We start from the raw sequence: 19,744 nt of genomic DNA, 5'->3' as shown, positions 1-19,744 counted from the left end.
GTCAGCGAGCTCCCTGGTCGGCAGAGATGGCCGGCCGGGCCGGCTCGGCCTGCACCGCAGGCCCGGTCAAATCCGCTGGCGCACTGTCTTTGCGGATGGGGTCGGCCGACGCGGGCGCGCTTGGAAACAGCGTGGTCGGCGCAGACGGGACCGACGACACCGCTGGCGCCGGTTGACCGAGGAACCGGCGCCGGTTCTCGGCCCACGCTATCAGGCAGGCGGGATCGCGCGGGCCTGCCTCACCGATCTCCGAACAGCGCAGCAATTCGGCCGCGAGAGGATCTTGCGATGCGACGGGACGCACCCGTGTCGCGAAGTCGATTGGCCGATCATCCTTGCGGTTCATCTCGATCGCGGTCGCCGTGATGGCGACCGCGACGAAGACGATGGCGCCGATGCGAGCGAGGGTCTTGCCGTCCATCGCGCCGCCCTCAGTGATTGCCGTAGAACATCTGCGCGTTGCCGGGCTGGTAGCCCGAACCCGGCGTCAGAAAGCGACGGCGCTGCTCGCGGCCCTGTTCGGCGGCGGCGGACTGCTCCGCCGATTGCAAGGCCTGCGCCCGACCGTTGGCCGCGACGACGGCGGTGAGATCCGCGAGTTGCTGGGCCTGGAGCGCGAGAAGCTGGTTGCCGGCTTGCGTTGCCTGCAGCGCACCGGTCGCGCCCTGGCTCTGGCCGACCAGCGCCGACATCTGCGCGCGGTTGGTGTCGATGTTGCCGACGACGCCGGCTTGCACGCGCATGGCGTCCTGCAGGCCGCCGACCGTGTTCTGCCAGCGCGAGCGCGCATCGGCGACAAGCTGCTGATCGGACGCCGACATCGAGACGTTTCCGTATTTCTGCTGGAACACGCGATCGATCTGCTGGACGTCGTAGGCGATGTTCTGGGCTTGCTGCAGGAGTTGCTGCGTCCGCTGAACCGATTGCTGAAGCTGTTGCAGCGACGAGTACGGCAGGCTCGCGAGATTGCGAGCCTGGTTGATCAACATCTGCGCTTCGTTCTGAAGCGAGGTGATCTGGTTGGTGATCTGCTGGAGCGAACGCGCCGCCGTCAGGACGTTTTGTGCATAGTTCGAGGGATCGAACACGATGATGGCGTGGGCCGGCGTCGCCAGCATGGGCGCGAGCGCCACGGGAGCGATCAGCAGCGCGGCAGCGAACCGCGCTGCGCGGGATTGGCGCAGTTTCATGAGGACTTCTCCTTGTTGGTGAGCGTGGGGATGAGATCAGCGGCCCAGCCGACCTCACGGTGATCGAGCCAGGCGGCGAGGAATCCGTCGCGGCCATGTTCGGCGACGATCCGGGCGATGGCGGCCTGGTCGGTTTTTGACGAGGCGGCGCAGAGCGCGAGCGCGACGTCGGAAAGGCCCAGCTCGAACAGCCGATTGCCGCGCCGGGACTGGCAGTAGTAGTCACGCTTGGGCATGGCCCGGGCGATGATCTCGATCTGGCGATCGTTGAGGCCGAAACGCCGATAGATCGCCGTGATCTGCGGCTCAATCGCGCGCTCGTTCGGCAGCAGAAGCCGGGTCTGACAGCTCTCGATGATGGCGGGCGCGATCGCCGAGCCGTCGATGTCCGATAGGCTTTGCGTGGCGAAGATAACGCTGGCGTTCTTTTTGCGCAGCGTCTTCAGCCATTCGCGGAGCTGGCCGGCGAAGCCGTCGTCATCCAGCGCCAGCCAGCCCTCGTCGATGATGAGAAGCGTCGGCGAACCATCGAGCCGGTCTTCGATCCTGTGAAACAGATAGGAGAGGACCGCGGGCGCCGCGCCTGTCCCGATCAGACCTTCTGTCTCGAACGCTTGAACGAAGGCCGATCCGAGATGCTCGCGCTCGGCGTCGAGCAACCGGCCGTAGGGTCCGCCGACACAATAGGGTCTGAGCGCCTGCTTGAGGTCGTTCGACTGGAGCAGCACGACCAGGCCGGTGATCGAGCGCTCCTCGACGGGCGCCGATGCCAGCGAGGTCAGCGCCGTCCAGATATGCTCCTTCACCTCGGGCGTGATCGGCACGCCTTCGCGCGTCAAGATCGACACGATCCAATCGCCCGCCCAGGCGCGCTCGGGAACGTCGTGGATGCGGGCCAGCGGCTGAAGGCTGACGCTGTCGATGGCACCGTCGCTGAGATCGCCGCCGAGATCGTGCCAATCGCCGCCCATGCCGAGCGCCGCCGCGCGGATCGAGCCGCCGAAGTCGAAGGCGAAGACCTGGGCGCGCTCATAGCGTCTGAACTGAAGCGCCATCAGCGCCAGCAGCACGGACTTGCCCGCGCCGGTCGGGCCGACGATCAGCGTGTGGCCGACGTCGCCGACGTGAAGCGAAAGCCGGAACGGGGTCGAGCCTTCGGTCTTGCCGAAGAGCAGTGGGGGCGCTGCAAAATGCTCGTCCCGTTCCGGCCCCGCCCACACCGCCGAAAGCGGGATCATGTGGGCGAGATTGAGCGTGGAAATCGGAGGCTGGCGGACATTCGCGTAGACATGGCCGGGCAATGACCCGAGCCAGGCGTCCACCGCATTGATGGTCTCGGCCATGGCGGTGAAGTCGCGGCCCTGGATGACCTTCTCGACCAACCGCAGCTTCTCGTCGGCGACGCGCGGATCGTCGTCCCACACCGTCACCGTCGCGGTGACATAGGCCATGCCGGCATAGTCGGCGCCGAGTTCCTGCAGCGCCATGTCGGCGTCGGCAGCCTTGTTGGAGGCGTCGGTGTCCACGAGGACGGACGCCTCGTTGGTCATCACCTCCTTGAGGATCGCGGCGATCGACTTGCGCTTGGCGAACCATTGCCGCCGGATCTTGGTCAAGAGCTTGGTCGCGTCGGTCTTGTCGAGCAGGATCGCGCGCGTCGACCAGCGATAGGGGAAGGCCAAGCGGTTCAGCTCGTCGAGCAGGCCCGGCGTCGTCGCCGTTGGAAAGCCCGTGACGGTGAGGATGCGCAGATGCGATGCGCCAAGGCGCGGTTCGAGCCCGCCGGTGAGCGGCTGGTCGGCGAGCAGCGCGTCGAGATAGATCGGCGTCTCGGGAACACGGACGCGGTGACGCTTGGTCGAGACGCAGCCGTGGAGGTAGGTGAGCGTCTCCGCGTCATCGAGCCAGCGGCACTCCGGCATGAAGGCTTCGACCAGACGCAGGATGCGATCGGTGCGATCGGCGAAGCCAGTCATCGCCTCGCGCGGGTCGATGCCTGACTTCTCGCGGCCTTCGTAGAGCCAGGTTTCCGCGCGCGCGGCGTCTTCGGCCGGGGGCAGATAGGTGAAGGTCAGGAAGTAGCACGACTCGAAATGCGCACCGGCCTCCTCGAAGTCCGCCTTCCGCTCGGCATCAACCAGCGCCGAGGCGGGATCGGGAAAGCGGCTGTCGGGATAGAGGTTCGCGGCGTGGCGCTGCGCCTCGACGAAGATCGCCCAGCCGCTGCCGAGACGGCGGAAGGCGTTGTTGAGGCGGCCGGCGACCGCGACCAGCTCGGCCGGGACGGCGCTGTCGAGATCGGGGCCGCGAAACCGGGCGGTGCGCTGAAAGCTGCCGTCCTTGTTGAGGACGATTCCTTCGCCCACCAGCGCGACCCAGGGCAGGAAGTCGGCGAGCCGGCTGTTGCGATTGCGATATTCGGTGAGGTTCATCATCGGCGCGCTCCCCGTCAGACCGAAAGGTGCGCGGGGACGCGCAGATGGCGGCGCACCACGTCGACGAAGAGCGGATCGCGCTTCGCCGCCCACACCGCCGCGACATGGCCGATCGCCCAGATGGCGATGCCGACCAGCCAGAGGCGAAGGCCAAGACCCACGGCGCCAGCGAGTGTCCCGTTCATGATGGCGATGGCGCGCGGCGCGCCACCGAGCAGGATCGGCTCGGTCAGCGCGCGGTGAACCGCGACCGTGAAGCCCGGCACCTCGCCGGCTTGATCCACGACGCCCGCCATCAGACGAGCGCTCCGCCGCCGAAGGAGAAGAAGCTGAGGAAGAACGAGCTGGCCGCGAACGCGATCGAGAGGCCGAACACGATCTGGATCAGCCGCCGGAAGCCGCCGGACGTGTCGCCGAAGGCGAGCGTCAGGCCGGTGACGATGATGATGATTACCGCGATGATCTTCGCGACCGGACCTTCGATCGACTGGAGGATCTGCTGGAGCGGCTGCTCCCACGGCATGGAGGAGCCGGAGGCGTGGGCGGCGGGCGCCATCGCGACGGTAATTACGAGGGCCGACGCCATCATCATCAGGCGGCGAGGCAATCTGCGGGCATGCGAGATCATGCGGATTCTCCTTCGTTGGGCTTCGGGGTGATGGGGGTGACGCGGTAATCGCCGTCCGGGCCGAGGCCCTCGACGCGTGCGAGTTCGGAGAGCCGACGGGCAGAGCCGCGGCCGGAGAGGACGGCAACGATGTCGATCGTCTCGGCGATCAGCGCGCGCGGGACCGTAACGACGGCTTCCTGGATGAGTTGTTCCATCCGGCGCAGCGCGCCGATCGCGCTGCCGGCATGGATCGTGCCGATGCCGCCGGGGTGGCCGGTGCCCCATGCCTTGAGGAGTTCCAGTGCCTCGGCTCCACGCACCTCGCCGACCGGAATGCGGTCAGGGCGCAGGCGCAGGGATGAGCGGACGAGATCGGAAAGCGAGGCGACGCCGTCTTTTGTGCGCATTGCCACGAGGTTCGGCGCCGCGCATTGCAGCTCGCGCGTGTCCTCGATGATGACGACGCGGTCGTCAGTCTTCGCGACCTCTGCCAGCAGCGCGTTGGTGAGCGTGGTCTTGCCGGTCGATGTGCCGCCGGTGACCAAAATGTTGGCGCGTGCGGCGACCCCTTGGCGCAGCGTCTCGGCCTGCACCGCCGACATGATGCCGGCCGCGACATAGTCGTCGAGCGTGAACACCGCGACAGCGGGCTTGCGGATCGCGAAGGCGGGCGCGGCGACGACGGGAGGCAACAGCCCCTCGAACCGCTCCCCGGTCTCGGGCAGCTCGGCTGAGACACGCGGGGCGCCGGCATGGATTTCGGCGCCGACATGGTGTGCGACGAGGCGGACGATGCGCTCGCCGTCCGCTGCCGACAGCCGCTCGCCCGTATCGGACAGCCCCTCGGAGAGGCGGTCGATCCAGAGCCGACCATCGGGATTCAGCATCACCTCGACGATGCTGGCGTCGTCGAGATAGCGCGCGATGGCGGGGCCAAGCGCGGTGCGCAGCATCCGCGCGCCGCGCGCAAAGCCTTCTGAATTTTGATGAGACGCCATCATACAACCCCGATTCCATCGGGGCTGAGACAGACCTTCCCCGGACGGGGATGATTAAAAGGGCCTGATTTTGGGCCGATTCAACAAAGATTCATCGGCGTAGTAGTGTAGCGTGCAAATACAGGAAAACGGCGGGGTCAGGATTCAGAAGGCGCGAGGCAAGTGATCGATGACGGCAAATCTTCAACATGGAAGATCCGATACGGCGAGCCGATTCATCGCCGCGCCCGCCGACGTGATCTATCGCGCATTTGTCGACCCGGCCGTCTGACTACAATGGCTTCAGCCGGATGGTATGACCGGCCAGATCTACGAGTTCGATGCCCGGCCAGGCGGCACCTACAGGATGGCACTGACCTATCGCCGCGATCATCCGAACGCGGGCAAGACATCCGAGGACACGGATGTCGTCGAGGGCAGATTCGTCGACTTAGTTCCGAATGAGCGCGTGGTTCAGGTCGTTACGTTCGAGTCAGACGATCCACGATTTGCAGGCGAAATGCCGATGACGTGGAGCATTTCACCGATGGAAGGCGGCGCCGAAGTCTCGATCATCGGCGAGAACGTGCCGAGCGGAATAAGCAAAGTCGACCACGGTGTTGGACTTCGCTCGACCCTGGAAAATCTCGCGCGCTTTGTCGAATAGAGACGTATGTGCGTCGGTGCCGCCTCCGGTCATCCTCGAACGACTGGAACACGGCTGCTTACTCCGATCTTCCGCTTGCGCATTGAAATACAAGCGTCATCGATGAGTTTAGGCAGATCGCGGCGCGCCACACTCCGGTTCGTACTTTCAAACTACCCACACCGTTAGCCATTCCGCGGACTAATTGCGCCGCAGCGCCCCTTTCGGTGGGAAACCCGTCAAGCAACCAGCGAATCCGGCCGACCGCTAGAAATTCGCTGCATGGGCTGGCGTGGCGCCAACTCTTGGTATATCTGATATCTCAATAACTCTTGGAATGTTGAGATGACAATGCACGAAAAGCAGGCCCTCGACGCCTTCGCCGCGCTTTCGCAGGAAACAAGGCTCCGCATCGTCCGTCGTCTGGTGACAGCCGGCCCCGAAGGGATGTCCGCTGGCGCCATCGGAGAGGCGATGGACAGCGCGTCCTCCTCGCGCATGTCCTTTCACCTTAGCCATCTCGAACAGGCGGGGCTTGTCGAGTCCCGGCGCGAAGGGCGGTCGATCATGTACAGCGCGGCTCTGGTGACGCTCTCCAACCTTGTCGCATTTCTCATGCGCGACTGCTGCCAGGGCCATCCCGAGGTGTGCAATCCGGCTGTCGCCGCGCTGTCCTCCTGTTGCGAACCCACGAAAGGCGCTTCCCATGTCTGATGCAGATCAGCCTGACCGCATCTTCAATGTCCTTTTCCTTTGCACCGGCAATTCGGCCCGATCGATCCTCGCCGAGAGCATTCTGACCAAGGACAGTGCCGGCCGGTTTCGCGCGTTTTCCGCTGGCAGCCAGCCCAAGGGGGACGTCAATCCCTTCGCGTTGAAGGTGCTGAAGAGCTTCGACTATCCCGTCGGGGGCTTCCGCTCAAAGAGCTGGGAGGAGTTCGCGGGGTCCGACGCTCCCGTCATGGATTTCGTGTTCACGGTTTGCGACAACGCCGCCGGCGAAACCTGCCCGGTCTGGCCGGGCCAGCCGATGACCGCGCATTGGGGCATCGAAGACCCCGCTGCTGTGAAAGGTTCCGACATTCAGAAGGAAGCAGCCTTCGTCGCCGCGTTTCGTTACATGAAGAACCGGATCTCCGCTTTTTCAGCATTGCCGGTGTCGAGCCTCGACAAGGCTTCGTTGCGCGCGAAGCTCCTGGAAATCGGGCAATCGGACGGCACGTCCTCGCCTCGCAACAGCGCAGCGTGAGATCGGCCATGGACGTTATCATCTATCACAACCCCGAGTGCGGCACCTCGCGCAACACTCTGGCGATGATCCGGAACGCCGGCATCGAGCCGCATGTCATCGAATATCTGAAGACGCCGCCGTCGCGCGCGCTAGTGATGCAACTCATTGTGCGCATGGAGATCTCCGCTCGGGCGCTTCTGCGCGAAAAGGGCACACCCTACGCGGAGCTGGGCCTTGCCGATCCGGCGCTGACCGACGATCAGCTTCTCGATGCTATGATGGCGCATCCGATCCTTATCAATCGGCCGATCGTCGTCAGCCCCAGGGGCGTCAAACTCTGCCGGCCTTCCGAAGAAGTGCTCGATCTGCTGCCGCCGCAGCAAGGCGAGTTCACGAAGGAAGACGGTGAGCGCGTTATCGACCAGCAAGGCCGCCGCATCGCGACGGCTTGAGGAAAACCATGTCTACCTTTGAACGCTACCTCACCCTCTGGGTCGCGCTCTGCATCGTCGTCGGCATCGCGTTCGGCCATATGATGCCGGGCGTGTTTCAAGCAATCGGCGTGGCAGAAATCGCCAACGTCAATCTGCCGGTAGCGGTGCTGATCTGGCTGATGGTCATTCCGATGCTCCTGAAAATCGACTTCGCCGCGCTCGGCGAGGTCGGCCGCCACTGGCGCGGCATCGGCGTGACGCTGTTCGTCAATTGGGCGGTGAAGCCTTTTTCCATGGCTTTGCTCGGCTGGCTCTTTATCGGCTGGCTGTTCCGGCCCCTGCTGCCCGCCGACCAGATCGACAGCTATATCGCCGGCCTCATCATCCTCGCCGCCGCGCCTTGCACAGCGATGGTATTCGTCTGGTCGAACCTGACCAAGGGCGAACCGCATTTCACGCTGAGCCAGGTGGCGCTTAATGACGCGATCATGGTGGTGGCCTTCGCGCCCATCGTGGGGCTCCTGCTCGGCCTGTCCGCGATCACGGTGCCATGGGGCACGCTGATATTGTCGGTGGTGCTCTATATCGTGATCCCGGTGATCGTCGCGCAGATCGTGCGCCGCCACCTCCTGGCGAACGGCGGGCAAGCCGCGCTCGACCGGTTGCTCGCGAAGCTCGGGCCGGTTTCGCTAGTCGCGCTGCTGGCGACGCTGGTGCTGCTGTTCGGTTTCCAGGGCGAGCAAATCATCGCGCAGCCGATGGTGATCGCGCTGCTCGCCGTGCCGATCCTGATCCAGGTCTATTTCAATTCCGGTCTCGCCTATCTGCTCAATCGAATATCAGGGGAACAGCACTGCGTCGCTGGCCCTTCGGCTCTGATCGGCGCGTCCAATTTCTTCGAGCTGGCCGTAGCGGCCGCCATCAGCTTGTTCGGCTTTCACTCCGGCGCGGCGCTCGCGACCGTCGTCGGCGTGCTGATCGAGGTGCCGGTCATGCTCTCCGTCGTGTGGATCGTGAACCGCTCCAAGGGTTGGTACGAGCGCGACGGGAAGGCCGCGGCTGTTGTGGAGGCAAACCGTTGACCTTGCCAAACCTCCCTAATGTCGATGCCGATTGTATCGCTGTGCCGCGCATTGATCGACTGCGGGCAACACCCTCGACCCATCCGCCTCGCATTCTGTTGCTCTACGGTTCGCTTCGCGAGCGGTCCTACAGCCGGTTTCTGACCCAGGAGGCCGAGCGACTGTTGAAGAACTTCGGCGCGGAAACCCGTATCTTCGATCCGCATGGTCTGCCGCTGCCAGATGGAGCGGAAGTCGATCATCCGAAAGTGCGCGAGTTGCGAGAGCTATCGCTCTGGTCGGAAGGCCAGGTCTGGACAAGTCCGGAGCGTCACGGCGCCATGAGCGGAGTGATGAAGGCACAAATCGACTGGATACCCCTGTCGGTCGGCGCGGTTCGTCCAACGCAGGGCCGCACCCTTGCCGTCATGCAGGTTTCCGGTGGTTCGCAGAGCTTCAACGCCGTCAACCAGATGCGCGTGCTCGGCCGCTGGATGCGGATGGTGACGATTCCAAATCAGTCATCCGTTGCCAAGGCGTACCAGGAGTTTGATGAAGCGGGCCGAATGAAGCCGTCCTCCTACTATGACCGGGTGGTCGATGTGATGGAGGAACTGGTCAAGTTCACGCTGCTGACGCGCGATGTCTCCTCGTATCTCACCGACCGCTACTCCGAGCGCAAGGAAAGCGGTGAGGCCCTGATGCGGCGAGTGAATTTGGTAGCAGCGACCTGAGCTTCTAGGTTGCTACCAACTGGTCGGCATGTCGCAACATAGCGCGTTGTCGGCGGTGAGCAGAACCAGCTTCAACGCCAGTCGGCTATTCGGCCTGCCCACCGACATCCTCCGAAATCTCCTGGCTCAGCTTCGGTCCCTTGGCCAGCCGACGGCCGAGCGCGACGACGAATTGATCATAGCGTTCGCCGGCTTTGGCGCGGGCGGCCTGCGCGGCAGGTTCCGGCAAAGCCGGCGTGGTTGCGACCCAGAAGCGCACGAACACGGCGAGCATCTCGACGGAGATGCCGACATCGCGCTCCATCCGCGTCATACGGCGATCGAGCTGGTCGAGCCGCTTGGTGATCGCCGCCTCCTGTCGCTCGGCCGCATCCGGCGAGAGGAAGGATTCAATGGCAGCCTCCGCCACGAGCGATCGGGAATGGTCGCGCCGCGCGGCATGTTCGGCGAGACGACGCATCACGGCCGGATCAAGATAGACCGACAGCCGCTGTTTCCTGGGAGGTTTCGTCATGGCGACCTCACAGCTCCATGCCGTCGCCGGGATCGAGCGAGACCTGTCGCGCGACGCCCTGCATCATCCGGTTCATCCGGCTATTGCGGACCGCATCATCCTCGGCGTCGTCGGCAAGGCCGATCTCAAACTCGTTCTCGATCGGCGCCTTCTTCTCGACGGGCTTCACGCGGTTCAGCTCGGGTTGCTGACGACGTTCGGATTCGGTCGGATCTTCATCGCCGATTTCCGCCGCCGGCTTCGCCTCGGTCACCTCCGGCTGGGCCGGGAGCGGCAGCGCCGTCCAGTCGTCGGGCCGAGCCTGTCTTGGTGGCACGATCGTCGGCGGCATCAGGATGCGTTCCTTGAAGCGCGCATCGTCGTAGTAGCGCGCCTTCTTCGCCCGGATCGGCGGCGTGCCCGCGACCATGACGATCTCGTCGGTCGGCGGGAGCTGCATGATCTCGCCGGGGGTGAGCAACTGCCTGGCCGTCTCGGATCGAGAGACCATCAGATGCCCAAGCCAAGGCGACAGCCGATGCCCGGCATAGTTCCGCATTGCCTTCATCTCGGTCGCGGTGCCGAGCGCATCGGATACGCGCTTGGCGGTGCGCTCGTCGTTGGTCGCGAAGCTCACCCGCACGTGGCAGTTGTCGAGGATCGAGTTGTTCGCGCCATAAGCCTTCTCGATCTGGTTCAGCGACTGCGCGATCAGGAAGCTCTTGAGGCCATAGCCCGCCATGAAGGCCAACGCGGACTCGAAGAAGTCGAGTCTGCCGAGCGCCGGAAACTCGTCCAGCATCAGCAGGAGCCGATGGCGGTCGGCCTTCGCCTGCAGGTCCTCGGTCAGGCGTCGGCCGACCTGGTTGAGGATCAGCCGGATCAGCGGCTTGGTGCGGTTGATATCGGACGGCGGCACAACGAGGTAGAGCGTCGTCGGGTGCTTCCCACCCACGATGTCGGTGATCCGCCAGTCGCAGCGCCGCGTCACCTCGGCCACCACGGGATCGCGATAAAGGCCGAGAAACGACATCGCGGTGGAGAGCACGCCAGAGCGCTCATTGTCGCTCTTGTTGAGCAGCTCGCGCGCGGCGCTGGCGATGACGGGATGCGGTCCCGCCTCGCCCAGATGCGCCGTCTTCATCATCGCCGCCAGCGTCGACTCGATCGGCCGCTTCGGATCGGAGAGGAACGCAGCAACGCCGGCGAGCGTCTTGTCCTCCTCCGCATAGAGAACATGGAGGATGGCGCCGACCAGCAGTGCATGGCTGGTCTTTTCCCAGTGGTTTCGCTTCTCCAGCGATCCTTCGGGATCGACGAGGATGTCGGCGATGTTCTGAACGTCGCGGACTTCCCACTCGCCGCGGCGCACCTCGAGCAGCGGATTGTAGGCCGACGATTTTGCGTTGGTTGGATCGAACAGCAGCACGCGGCCGTGCTTGGCGCGGAAGCCCGCCGTGAGCTGCCAGTTCTCGCCCTTGATGTCGTGAACGATGGCCGAGCCCGGCCAGGTCAGCAGCGAGGGCACCACCAAACCGACACCCTTGCCCGATCGCGTCGGCGCGAAGCACAGCACGTGCTCCGGCCCGTCGTGGCGAAGATACTCGCGCTCGTATCGGCCGAGCACGACCCCATCGGCGCCGAGCAGGCCGGCGGCATCCACCTCCTTCTTCTCGGCCCATCGCGCTGAGCCATAGGTTTCGACCTTCTTGGCCTCGCGCGCGCGCCAAACCGACATGCCGATCGCGACGGCGATCGAGATGAAGCCGCCCGATGCGGCGATGTAGGCGCCTTCGACAAAGATCGCGGGGGCGTAGGCGTCGAAGCCGTACCACCACCAGAAAAACGAAGGCGGCAAGTAGAAGGGAAAGCCGAACAGCGTGAACCACGGATGCCCAAGTTCTGGCTGGAAGGCGAGACGCCAGGCCACCCATTCGGTCGCGCCCCAGGTCGTGACCAGCACGATGGCGAAGACGGTGAGAATCTGGCCCCAGAGAATTTTCGTAGCGGACATGGCGGAGATTCTTTCTGCGAGGGTTCAGAGGCCGAGGCCGCGCTTGCGGCCGAAACTCCAGTCGATGCCGCCGTCATCGCGGGCAACGCCGGAGACGTGGCGGCCGAGTTGCTTTTCGAGGGAGGGCGTCCAGGGCACGAGCTGGAAGCCGAGACCGTCGTCCAGCATGGCGAAGCGGCCCGAGGCGAGCGTGAAGCGCTGACGGTAGGAGCCGGCGATATATTCGCCGCTGGCCGCCCGATTGAACGGCTGGCCGGTCTCACCGGAGAGTTTCTCGCCGAGCGCCTCCAGCTCGCGGCGGCGCAGGGTGTCGATCAGATTGCGGGTGAAGGTGACGCGCTGGCCGTGCCGCTCGCCGAAGCCCTGTCCGACCAGGTGATTGGCGCGGCGCTCCAAAGCGTGTCGAACCTCGGCGCCGAACCCGCCCTCGGACAACGCAGCCGGCTCGCGGGCGATATTCTGCCGGTCGAGCCAGGTCGCGCCCGACGCGGTGATCTGGCGGTCGATGTCGAGGTCGGAGCGGACGGCGATCGCGACGCGGCGCTGGCCCTGGGCGTCGTCGAACCGTCGAAGCTCCACGATCGAACCGGGCGAGCTGTCGCCGGCCGCGTCGAGGTCGGGCAGCTTGATGTGATGGGTGCGCCCGTCGACCCCATCGACCACGGCATAGGCCGTGCCCTTCAACTCGTCGTCGAGGCCGCGATCCACCAGCCTGCCGATAATAGGCGTGTCCAGACTCTCGGCCGCCAGCACATAGCTGGCCGAGCCGCGTTCGATGCCGCGATCGGTCAATGCCCGGTGCATGCGTTTGATGATGTCGCCGCGCTGGCCGAGCTCGCGCAGCGTCGCCTCGGCCCTGCCGTCGATCATCCACTGGCCGGGGCCAACCTGTTCGGCGAGACCAAGCGTTTCGAGCTTGCGCAGCCGCCCGACCTTCAGCGCATGATATTCATCGGGCCTGGCGCTTTGGTCGGGCGCCATGTCGATGACGCCTCCGTCGCGGCTATCGCGAACGAGCTGGCGGTCGAGCTGGGTCCAGCGTTCGGTGTCGACCTGGCGCTCAAGGCTGCGGCGGATGTCGAGATCGGTGCGCGGCCCAAGTTCCTGGGTGATGAGATCACGCGCTCGATCGCGCATCCCTTCCTTGATGTAGTCGCGTGAGATGACGAGATCCTGCCCGTCGTCGCGCAGGCCGCGCACGATCAGATGGACATGGGGATGCTCCGTGTTCCAGTGATCGACGGCGACCCAATCGAGCTGAGTGCCGAGGTCCTTTTCCATCTGCCCGGCGAGATCGCTGGTGAAGCTGCGGAGATCCGCCATGTCCATCGCGTCGTCGGGCGAGACGATGAAACGGAAGTGATGGCGGTCTTCCTGACACCGCTCGGCGAAAGCCTTGGGATCAGCGTCATCGCCGCCGGGACCGAACAGGTGAGCCTTCTCCCCATCACGGGTCACGCCCTCGCGGCGGAGATAGTTGAGATGTGTCGCGAGCGGCGCAGAGCGGGACGTCTGGCGCACGACGCGCGACTTGATCACAGCGCCGCGCGAGCGGGAGTTGATCAGCCTATTCGCCTGGATGCTCGCGCGCTGGCCGCGGCCGAAGCGGGAGCGGTTGCCAGGCACGATGCGGCCCGAGCGGGAGATGCCGGCGCCCGCTTTCTTAGCGGCGGCGAGCGCTTGCGCGATGAAGGGCCTGGCGCGCTGCGCGCTCGATGAGCGGATGCGGCCGGGCCGGATGCGAAAATCGTCCTCGCCGCTCATGGCCGAGACCCTGCACATCGTATCAAGGTTCGGAAATCATAAGAAAAGTGGCTTTGCCGCGAGGTGCGCGGAAATCTCGCACCTCGCGAAAGCGGGGCATAACCTCTTGAAAAACCACAACCAACCGAAGCCGCACCTCGCGGCCTTTTATCCTGCCATCGTCCGGTTGTATTGCCTGCCTCCACCTCTAACGCACCCCATGACACGCCGGAGCCCGCTATCGTGCGATCGGGAACCTGGTCGCTCACGGCGCATTCCTCCTGCCCGAGCGCGGGACGAACAGCCCGTCCGACTGCGGCTCGATGGCGGAGACATCGCGCACAGATGATGTCATCGTCGCAGCACCTGGCGCGCGCTCGGCCGGCACGGGATCAGCGGCCGGTCTGCGGTCTGGCAGCGCGATGAACAACGGCGCGCGTGTCCAGGCCAAGGGATCGGCTGCGGCGACTACGATCGGGCCGGCCGCATCGCCGCCGCCCACGGCCGGCGCGACGATGGCGACATAGGCGCGCGTTTCCGCAGGCAGTACGCGGCCCTTCAGCGAGTACTCGTAGCGGCCAGGACCGGCATTGTAGGCGGCGATCCAACCGGGAGATCCGTATCGGTCGAACAGCTCGCGGATGTAGCCGGCGCCGGCGATGATGTTGTCATGCGGATCATAGGGATCGGCGCCGAGACGGTGGCGAAGGCGCAAGCCCGCCCATGTCTCCGGCATGATCTGCATCAGCCCCATCGCGCCCTTCGACGAGATGGCGCGCGGATCGCCGGCGCTTTCGGCACGCATCACGGCCCTGATCCATGCGATCGGAACGCTGAAGCGCCGCGACGCCTCGGCGATGTGATCGGCATAGGAATCGCGCGGCGACGGACGGGCGATCGGTACACCCTGCGCCATCGTGACCGCCGGCATAGCGCTCACGAAGGTAAGGCCGGAAAGGAGAAGGAGAGCCATGCGCCGGGCAGCGCGAAGCGGCCAGGACGCAGTCGAACGGCTCGTCGATTGGCGGCGAGCACGCATCGCTCAATCCTTCTCGCCGCGATCGCGCGGGCGCGACCAGTGCAGCGACCAGGCGTTGCCGGCATCGTCGTCGCGGAACAGGTTGGCCCGGATCGGATGTGGCAAGGCCGGATCGTCGATCAGCAGCGCGACATATTCGCCGGCCTTCTCGCCGGAGCGTTTCCATCCGGCGCCGATCTCCCCGCCCGGCTCGTTGTTCATGCCGTCGAAGACGTGGACGCGATACTGAGGTGCATTCTCGACGTCGGACGGTTCGGCAGCGATGATGATGACGTCCTGGTTCAGGACCAGCGTTGTCAGATGTCCGATGAAGCCTGCTTCGTCGCGGGTAAATGTGCCGATCTGTGGCATGATGGTCTCCTTGGCGGTGCGGTTGGGAAAACCCTCGGCGAGCACCGCTCCCGCCGATGGGCAAGCGGTCAGCGTGTCGGCGCGCGCCATGCGAAGCGGCCACCTCCGTCCTCGTCGGTCCACAGCGGGACCGCTCGGCCGATGATCTGGTCGGTCGAGATCAGGCCGAAGTAGCGGCCGTCGAGGCTGTCGTGGACCTGCCAATTCATCAGGAAGACTTCGCCGGTATGGACACGGCGGCAGCCCTGCCACACGGGCAGTTCGCGGCCGGCGCGATCGCGCTCGAGCGCCGCGCCGACCTCGACCCCATCCACCGTGATGGTGAGGTTCGAGCGGCAAACGGTCTGTCCGGATACCGCGAGGATGCGCTTCATCAGCGGCACGCCCTTGGGCAGGTAGCCGCGTTCCGCGAGAAAGGTCGCGAGCGGCTCGGGCGCATCGACGGCGACAAGATCGGTGACTTCAAATGGCCCGTCGAAGTCGATTGTGTAGAAGCCGATCGGCGCGCTCGCCGATGCGTTCCAGATCAGCTTGATCGGCATCGGCGTTAGGCCGGGATAGCCGACGCCAAGCGCCGCGAGCGTTGTCGCGAGGAGAAGTCCGGCGCGGCTCACGGCTCGGCCCTCCGACGCAGAAGGAACGCGCGGTGATGTTCGAGCGTGTAGGCGCGCGGCTCATCTCCGGCGGTCAGCCGGTTGTGGACGTGCCGCCAGTGATCGGGCGAGACGGCCTCGGGATCGCTGCCGGCGCGCTCGATGGCGTCGATCGCCTGCAGCACCCGCTCGACTTTCGGCCAGCTCTCGACCTTGAGCAGGATGTCGCCGCCGGGACGCACGAAGGGCAGCGTCTGGTAGGCTTCGCCACGCGCGACGGCGCGCACGATGTCGATGCGCGAGATGATCGTGCCGAAGTCGTTTGACGCCCAGCGCACGAAGGCGAAGACCGCGCCGGAGCGAAACGACAGGGTACGCCGGCGTCGATCGAGGATCTGTTCGTGGGCGTGCGAACCGAAGCGAATCCAGTTCTCGATTTTCTTCTCGACCCAGGTCAGCTCGACATGGGTAAGATTGTTTTGCGGGAGCGCAGTCGGCGTCGGGCCGCCGCGCACGCGGGGGGCCGCGGCGTCGGTCATGAAGGTTCTCCTTCGATGGGTGGGAATTCGCGCGCGAGCAGTTCGCGCAGCATGTCGGCGACAGTGACTCCGCGCTGGAACGCGATGATCTTGATGCGCCCCCGCAACTTCGGCGTGATGTCGATGGTTAGGCGGGCGGTGAAGCCCGCCGCATCGGCCATGCGAGCCGGTTCAGTCTCAGCGGCCTTGATCCAGGCGTCGGGATTGGTCGGGCGCGATGCGAAGCCGCGCCGTTCGGATCGCTCGTTCATGGCGCGATCCTTTCGATCTCGGTGACGAGCGCCGCGATCTCGCGCGCGGCAGGACCGTCATCGTCGATCTCGAAAGCAAGGCGACCGGACTGCGCAGCGTCGGCGTAGATGACGCGCTGCCCAACTGTCGTGCGCAGCACTGGCGGATCGTGGTCGGCCAGCGTCTCGGCCGTTTCGCGGGCGATGACGGTGCGCGCGCCGCAGCGGTTGAGAACGAATCGGGCGCGCAGCTCCGGCCGGTAGATGCGCGCTTCCGATAGGAGCGCCAGCATCTCGGCCGATGCCCAACCGTCGAGCGGCGACGGCTGCACTGGGATCAGTACAAGGTCGGCGGCAAGCAGCGCCGAACGCATCAGTCCGGCGACGCGCGGCGGCCCGTCGATGACGACGTGATCGACGGGCCGCGCCAACTCCGGCGCCTCACGATGGAGCGTATCGCGCGCCAGGCCGACGACGCCGAAGAGGCGCGGCGCCTGCTCGCGGGCGCGTTGCTGAGACCAGTCGAGGGCCGAGCCCTGCGGGTCCGCATCGACCAGCGTGACCCGCTTTCCCTTGCCGGCCCATTCGCCAGCGAGGTGCAGCGCAAGCGTCGTCTTGCCGACACCGCCCTTCTGATTGAGCAAGGCCACGATCATCGCCGTCCTCCCGATCGACGATCGAGGGGGAGTTGCGGCGTCGCGGCCGTCTCGCGTTTACCCGCGTCAGCGCCGGCGACGGTAGGTCGGGATGCACGCCCTTTGCCGGTCGCGCTGAGCGCAATTGCAGCGCGCCGAACGAGGTTTTCCACCTCGCGCGCGCGCTCTTCAAAGTTAGATTCTATGTTAGATTCTAAGTTAAGGGCGCGAATTTCGCTTTCCGTGCGGTGGGTTAGGCCCTGTTTGGGTTCCCGTTGGCACGAGGGGGCGGTTCCTGATGGCACGTGCTTTCGGGTTCCCGATAGCACGAAGCCCTTCACAGCTTTTCCACAGGGCGTCGGTTCGAAAGCGAGCAGTGTCCGGCCGTCAGTCTCGATCTCCAGAAACAGCGTGTAGCCTGGAAGCGGCTGGCGGCGGATGATGTCGCGAAGTTCGAAGGCGAAGCGTTTGAATGGCGACAGCGCGCCGGATTTCTGGTGGAGGTGGCGGAAGTCGAACCGCCAGCCATTGCGCTGGCGCCCGCCGTGCTTGCGCACCAGTCGATAGAGCCAGCGATCGAGCCCGCCCGTGAGATCGAAATAGGCCCGGTCGATCGTGAGCACGAGCGCGTCGTCGAGAACGGCCTGATAGAACCAGTCCGGCACGATCATCTCGATACCGTCCGGCTTGCCGTTGCGGTTGGTGCGTTCCTTCCACTCGTTGATCCACGAGAAGCGGTGACGCCGGCCTTCGGCGGCTTGGCGGATCGAGGTGCTGACCGTCGTCGATTGGAGGCGGTCCAGCGCGGCCTTCAGGCGCTGATAGTCACGCAAGGACGTGCCGCGTCCGATGAACTTCAGGATTTCATAGGGGGTGGCGACCATCAGGCGCGAGGTACGCAAGCCTGTATCGCGCGCCTCGACGATCTGGCTCGCAGCCCAGATGAGGATGTCGGCGTCCCAGATGGTCGCCATGCCGTGATCGGGCACGGCCTCGACGCGGATCGACACATCGCCGGCAGCGAAGTCGATCGGCGCGACGCGGTGAGATTTGGAGAGTGAGAAAAACGGATAGGCCATGAGATCCTGCGCGTCTCGGGCTGCGAACTCGCCGGGGAGCGCACGGAACAGATCGAGCTGCCCGCGCTCCGAGGGGGACTGGTGTCGCGCCGCCATTCGGGAATCCGGGGGCGGTCAGCGCGCGTATCGTCCGGCATGTGCCGGCGGCGCAGGCGTATGGCGCTTGGCCGGAAGCACGCTGCCGCGCGGATCGGAGGTGGAGGTCACGGCGCCGCGCTCGGCCCAGGCTTCGAGATCGTCGACGGCATAGACGACGCGGCCGCCGAGCTTGCGGTAAGCCGGGCCGGTGCCGTAGGTCCGATGCTTTTCGAGGGTACGGGCCGATAGGCTGAGGAATTCGGCGGCTTCCTTGGTGCGCAGGTAGCGCGGCGGGAGAACGGCGAGATCAGGTCGCATGAGAGGGCCTCCGTGGGTTCGTTGGGGCCGCCGGGAAGCGGCGGGTAACGAAGGCCACGTTGGCGAAGCAGGACCGGCGAGATGCAGGGCGAATTCGGGGGGTATCAAATTCGCCCACCATGGATTGTGGGCCGATCGGCTAGGTCTGCCTGCGATGACGAAGCAGCGAACGATAGCCGCCCGCGATCATCGCGCGGGCGTCACGCAGCAACGATTTGATGGCGTGGCGCGCGGAGGATGCCTGCCAGTCGTCGCGATCGAGAGGGCCGAGCCGAAATATGACCTGCGCGATCTCTTGCTGGGTCGTGCCCGCGCGGTAGCCATCGAAGGCTTGCAGCATCCTTCGCAATCGTGCCCGCTGCTGGAGGGTCAGGCGTGTGTCCGGTGGAATGGCGCGGCGATGGAGGGCGGCGAGCAGGCGGCCGATGGATTCAATCTGGTCAAACCCATCAAGACCGAGGGACACAAATGCGCCGAGAGGCTTGTCCGGCGACGCGTTGTTGGCATGAACGAGCTGGACATGCTGGCCGTTGCCGAGGTCGTAGAGCAGGTTGGTCTCGCCGTCAGCGGTAACGGTAATGGCGGCGTCGATCGTCGGCTGTTGTTCAGTGCTTGCGGAAAGGACATCGGGCGGCTCGCCAAGAACGATGGCGCTTGTATCCTCGCGGGGGAGCCAGAACACCGGCGCTTCGGGCGGGGCCTGCAGTGGGTCCACCGGGAAATCGTAACCCCCAACGTTGCCGGATCTTCTCGGTCAGCGGACGTGGATCGACCTTGTGATCGTTGAATGCCCGGAAATCCCTGTCGTAGGAATCGTTGCGGCGGAGCCATTCCCACGCGAGGTCGGATGCGGTCATGTCATCGACATGATCGTAGCCCTTGGGCGAACGCCAGCCCGATGCATCTGGTGTCATCGCGATCCTCCCGTAGTCTTTTGAACTTGTGGGAGAGTCAGGATTCCCGGCTGGGTTGTTCTACGGAAGTCAGGCAGACGGCAAAGGGTGATGCCGAAACGGCATCGCGGCGATCACTGCGCCGAGCGGACCAATTCGCGATAGCCGTGTTCGGTCATCCAGCGCGCACGTTCCAGATGCGTGTCGTGGATTTGGCGGCAGCGCTGCGGTTCGCGGGCTGGGTCGAGACCAAAGAGGATCTGGACGGCCTCCCGCCAGTCGGCGCCATCGCGCGCCGAGTCGAGCAGGCGCAGATAGAGAGCCATATGCTCGCGATCGTAGGTCGTGAGCGTTTGGCTGATCGGTGGCGCGTCAAGAAACGGCGGCATCGTTTGTCCCATGGAGCGACTATATTCGCGTG

At 65.2% G+C, this 19,744-nt stretch carries 26 protein-coding genes; 6 read left to right on the top strand and 20 right to left on the bottom strand.

Annotated features, from left to right (window positions below):
- Position 1 precedes the first annotated feature (1 nt).
- From trbK-alt to trbB, 6 genes are read right to left on the bottom strand one after another with little or no spacing between them, the layout of a single operon-like run.
- Complete coding sequence (trbK-alt, locus tag FZF13_RS06830; protein ID WP_024922523.1) at positions 2–421, bottom strand: putative entry exclusion protein TrbK-alt; 420 nt, start codon at positions 419–421, stop codon at positions 2–4.
- Positions 422–431: 10 nt separating this feature from the next.
- Positions 432–1,190: a P-type conjugative transfer protein TrbJ gene (trbJ, locus tag FZF13_RS06825; RefSeq protein WP_024922524.1), complete on the bottom strand. Its 759-nt coding sequence runs from the start codon at positions 1,188–1,190 to the stop codon at positions 432–434.
- Positions 1,187–3,625 carry a conjugal transfer protein TrbE gene (gene trbE, locus FZF13_RS06820; RefSeq protein WP_024922525.1) on the bottom strand — a complete coding sequence of 813 codons (2,439 nt, stop codon included), beginning with the start codon at positions 3,623–3,625 and terminating at the stop codon, positions 1,187–1,189. Before trbE ends, trbJ begins: the two co-directional genes overlap by 4 nt.
- A 14-nt stretch (positions 3,626–3,639) precedes the next feature.
- Complete coding sequence (locus FZF13_RS06815) at positions 3,640–3,921, bottom strand: VirB3 family type IV secretion system protein (protein ID WP_024922526.1); 282 nt, start codon at positions 3,919–3,921, stop codon at positions 3,640–3,642.
- Complete coding sequence (locus FZF13_RS06810) at positions 3,921–4,217, bottom strand: TrbC/VirB2 family type IV secretion system protein (protein ID WP_425349436.1); 297 nt, start codon at positions 4,215–4,217, stop codon at positions 3,921–3,923. The genes FZF13_RS06815 and FZF13_RS06810 overlap by 1 nt, the downstream gene beginning before the upstream one ends.
- Before the next feature lie 32 nt (positions 4,218–4,249).
- On the bottom strand, positions 4,250–5,236 hold the full coding sequence (gene trbB, locus FZF13_RS06805) for a P-type conjugative transfer ATPase TrbB (RefSeq protein WP_024922528.1): 987 nt from the start codon (positions 5,234–5,236) through the stop codon (positions 4,250–4,252).
- 292 nt (positions 5,237–5,528) lie between these two features.
- Between trbB and FZF13_RS06800 the strand changes: the two genes are divergently transcribed.
- The 6 genes from FZF13_RS06800 (at position 5,529) to arsH (ending at position 9,318) form a co-directional block, all read left to right on the top strand.
- Positions 5,529–5,879 carry an SRPBCC domain-containing protein gene (locus tag FZF13_RS06800; protein ID WP_244431160.1) on the top strand — a complete coding sequence of 117 codons (351 nt, stop codon included), beginning with the start codon at positions 5,529–5,531 and terminating at the stop codon, positions 5,877–5,879.
- A 330-nt stretch (positions 5,880–6,209) separates the two neighbouring features.
- A complete protein-coding gene (locus tag FZF13_RS06795) occupies positions 6,210–6,572 on the top strand; it encodes an ArsR/SmtB family transcription factor (protein ID WP_024922529.1) in 363 nt (120 codons plus the stop codon).
- Complete coding sequence (locus FZF13_RS06790; RefSeq protein WP_024922530.1) at positions 6,565–7,107, top strand: arsenate reductase ArsC; 543 nt, start codon at positions 6,565–6,567, stop codon at positions 7,105–7,107. Before FZF13_RS06795 ends, FZF13_RS06790 begins: the two co-directional genes overlap by 8 nt.
- Before the next feature lie 8 nt (positions 7,108–7,115).
- Entirely contained in the window at positions 7,116–7,541 is a 426-nt protein-coding gene (gene arsC, locus FZF13_RS06785) for an arsenate reductase (glutaredoxin) (RefSeq protein ID WP_024922531.1), read from the top strand.
- A gap of 8 nt (positions 7,542–7,549) precedes the next feature.
- On the top strand, positions 7,550–8,605 hold the full coding sequence (gene arsB, locus FZF13_RS06780) for an ACR3 family arsenite efflux transporter (RefSeq protein WP_024922532.1): 1,056 nt from the start codon (positions 7,550–7,552) through the stop codon (positions 8,603–8,605).
- The gene (gene arsH, locus FZF13_RS06775) at positions 8,602–9,318 is read left to right on the top strand and encodes an arsenical resistance protein ArsH (RefSeq protein WP_024922533.1); all 717 of its coding nucleotides are present in this window, start codon (positions 8,602–8,604) and stop codon (positions 9,316–9,318) included. Before arsB ends, arsH begins: the two co-directional genes overlap by 4 nt.
- A gap of 85 nt (positions 9,319–9,403) precedes the next feature.
- On the opposite strand, the gene FZF13_RS06770 is transcribed toward arsH, so the two are convergent.
- The 14 genes from FZF13_RS06770 to FZF13_RS06705 all read right to left on the bottom strand — a co-directional run bounded on the left by FZF13_RS06770 (position 9,404) and on the right by FZF13_RS06705 (position 19,724).
- Entirely contained in the window at positions 9,404–9,832 is a 429-nt protein-coding gene (locus FZF13_RS06770; RefSeq protein WP_024922534.1) for a ribbon-helix-helix protein, CopG family, read from the bottom strand.
- A gap of 7 nt (positions 9,833–9,839) precedes the next feature.
- The gene (locus FZF13_RS06765) at positions 9,840–11,825 is read right to left on the bottom strand and encodes a conjugal transfer protein TraG (RefSeq protein WP_024922535.1); all 1,986 of its coding nucleotides are present in this window, start codon (positions 11,823–11,825) and stop codon (positions 9,840–9,842) included.
- 24 nt (positions 11,826–11,849) lie between these two features.
- Positions 11,850–13,589, bottom strand: coding sequence for a relaxase/mobilization nuclease domain-containing protein (locus FZF13_RS06760; RefSeq protein ID WP_024922536.1), 1,740 nt, complete (start codon positions 13,587–13,589; stop codon positions 11,850–11,852).
- A 244-nt stretch (positions 13,590–13,833) separates the two neighbouring features.
- Positions 13,834–14,541 carry a lytic transglycosylase domain-containing protein gene (locus FZF13_RS06755; RefSeq protein WP_204367397.1) on the bottom strand — a complete coding sequence of 236 codons (708 nt, stop codon included), beginning with the start codon at positions 14,539–14,541 and terminating at the stop codon, positions 13,834–13,836.
- A 69-nt stretch (positions 14,542–14,610) separates the two neighbouring features.
- Positions 14,611–14,958 (bottom strand): DUF736 domain-containing protein, encoded by a 348-nt coding sequence (locus FZF13_RS06750; RefSeq protein WP_024922538.1) that lies wholly within the window; start codon positions 14,956–14,958, stop codon positions 14,611–14,613.
- Positions 14,959–15,026: 68 nt separating this feature from the next.
- A complete protein-coding gene (locus tag FZF13_RS06745) occupies positions 15,027–15,572 on the bottom strand; it encodes a S26 family signal peptidase (protein ID WP_024922539.1) in 546 nt (181 codons plus the stop codon).
- Positions 15,569–16,090 carry a DUF2840 domain-containing protein gene (locus FZF13_RS06740; RefSeq protein WP_024922540.1) on the bottom strand — a complete coding sequence of 174 codons (522 nt, stop codon included), beginning with the start codon at positions 16,088–16,090 and terminating at the stop codon, positions 15,569–15,571. The genes FZF13_RS06745 and FZF13_RS06740 overlap by 4 nt, the downstream gene beginning before the upstream one ends.
- On the bottom strand, positions 16,087–16,341 hold the full coding sequence (locus tag FZF13_RS06735; RefSeq protein ID WP_024922541.1) for a hypothetical protein: 255 nt from the start codon (positions 16,339–16,341) through the stop codon (positions 16,087–16,089). The genes FZF13_RS06740 and FZF13_RS06735 overlap by 4 nt, the downstream gene beginning before the upstream one ends.
- The gene (gene parA, locus FZF13_RS06730) at positions 16,338–16,976 is read right to left on the bottom strand and encodes a ParA family partition ATPase (RefSeq protein WP_024922542.1); all 639 of its coding nucleotides are present in this window, start codon (positions 16,974–16,976) and stop codon (positions 16,338–16,340) included. The genes FZF13_RS06735 and parA overlap by 4 nt, the downstream gene beginning before the upstream one ends.
- On the bottom strand, positions 16,973–18,130 hold the full coding sequence (locus tag FZF13_RS06725) for a replication initiator protein A (RefSeq protein ID WP_024922543.1): 1,158 nt from the start codon (positions 18,128–18,130) through the stop codon (positions 16,973–16,975). The genes parA and FZF13_RS06725 overlap by 4 nt, the downstream gene beginning before the upstream one ends.
- A gap of 18 nt (positions 18,131–18,148) precedes the next feature.
- Complete coding sequence (locus FZF13_RS06720) at positions 18,149–18,430, bottom strand: helix-turn-helix transcriptional regulator (protein WP_006022608.1); 282 nt, start codon at positions 18,428–18,430, stop codon at positions 18,149–18,151.
- Between the two features lie 139 nt (positions 18,431–18,569).
- Complete coding sequence (locus FZF13_RS06715; RefSeq protein WP_024922544.1) at positions 18,570–19,145, bottom strand: DUF2285 domain-containing protein; 576 nt, start codon at positions 19,143–19,145, stop codon at positions 18,570–18,572.
- Complete coding sequence (locus FZF13_RS29270) at positions 19,036–19,344, bottom strand: transcriptional regulator domain-containing protein (RefSeq protein ID WP_081766815.1); 309 nt, start codon at positions 19,342–19,344, stop codon at positions 19,036–19,038. Before FZF13_RS29270 ends, FZF13_RS06715 begins: the two co-directional genes overlap by 110 nt.
- Positions 19,345–19,457: 113 nt before the next feature.
- The gene (locus FZF13_RS06705) at positions 19,458–19,724 is read right to left on the bottom strand and encodes a DNA -binding domain-containing protein (RefSeq protein ID WP_024922545.1); all 267 of its coding nucleotides are present in this window, start codon (positions 19,722–19,724) and stop codon (positions 19,458–19,460) included.
- Positions 19,725–19,744 lie beyond the last annotated feature (20 nt).

It is taken from the genome of Mesorhizobium terrae, assembly GCF_008727715.1.
GTDB lineage: Bacteria > Pseudomonadota > Alphaproteobacteria > Rhizobiales > Rhizobiaceae > Mesorhizobium > Mesorhizobium terrae.
The sequence above is the reverse complement of the archived record's forward strand: the minus strand, read 5'-3'. Positions and strand labels throughout refer to the sequence as shown.